The organism is Psychrobacter sp. FME6 (genome assembly GCF_014861365.1).
Classification (GTDB): Bacteria; Pseudomonadota; Gammaproteobacteria; order Pseudomonadales; family Moraxellaceae; genus Psychrobacter.
In genome coordinates this window covers 1-592 of the sequence record NZ_RRYW01000247.1, presented here as the reverse complement: position 1 = coordinate 592, position 592 = coordinate 1, and the positions used below count along the sequence as shown (strand labels likewise).

General features: G+C 39.2%; 2 protein-coding genes. Both read right to left on the bottom strand.

All coding sequences use genetic code 11. From position 1 onward, the window contains the following. Nucleotides 1-120 (bottom strand): IS1 family transposase (locus EI162_RS14480; RefSeq protein WP_192520340.1); only part of this gene is annotated, 120 nt, incomplete at its 3' end. A 113-nt stretch (nucleotides 121-233) separates the two neighbouring features. Then, complete coding sequence (locus EI162_RS14475; protein ID WP_192524988.1) at nucleotides 234-548, bottom strand: IS30 family transposase; 315 nt, start codon at nucleotides 546-548, stop codon at nucleotides 234-236. Nucleotides 549-592: the final 44 nt, after the last annotated feature.

The window sequence follows — 592 nt, the reverse complement described above, 5'->3', positions numbered from 1 at the left end:
AATAAATTGACGTTTGCAGTCCTTGCATTGGTAGTTCTGCTTGCCATAGCTTTTTTTGCCATTTTTCTTTAAACTGGGACTGTGACAGTCGGGGCAGCTGATATCTATTTGTGTCTTCATAACCTCAAATATATCATCTTGCTTTGACTGTCACCCTCCTTTTATCTCCTCAGCATACTTTCTGATACACCACCCGTTTTTTTACTTCTTAGATTAACACACCAAGTGCAACGCTAAATTATATTATAGAACACCTGATTGGGCGTTTTAAACCCTAAGCGTTTTCTTGGTCTGTTGTTTAGTTTATTCTCAATGTCCTGTATATCATTATCAGAGACTTGTCTAAAGTCACAACCCTTAGGCAAGAACTCTCTGATTAAGCCGTTAGTATTCTCGTTGGTTCCTCGCTGCCATGACGCATAAGCATCGGCAAAGAAGAAGGAAGTAAAGAGCTTTCGTTTCACCTTCTTATGCTGAGCAAACTCTTTACCATTGTCAGAGGTAATGGTCTTAACCTGCAACCTCACTGGTTTTAGGTGTAGTGGCATAATAAAATTGGACAGCTTCTAAGAGGTTATAATAACCCAAAGAA

Excerpts from the sequence above, each read along its gene's own strand:
- EI162_RS14475 (WP_192524988.1), bottom strand. The coding sequence starts at position 548 with ATGCCACTACACCTAAAACCAGTGAGGTTGCAGGTTAAGACCATTACC.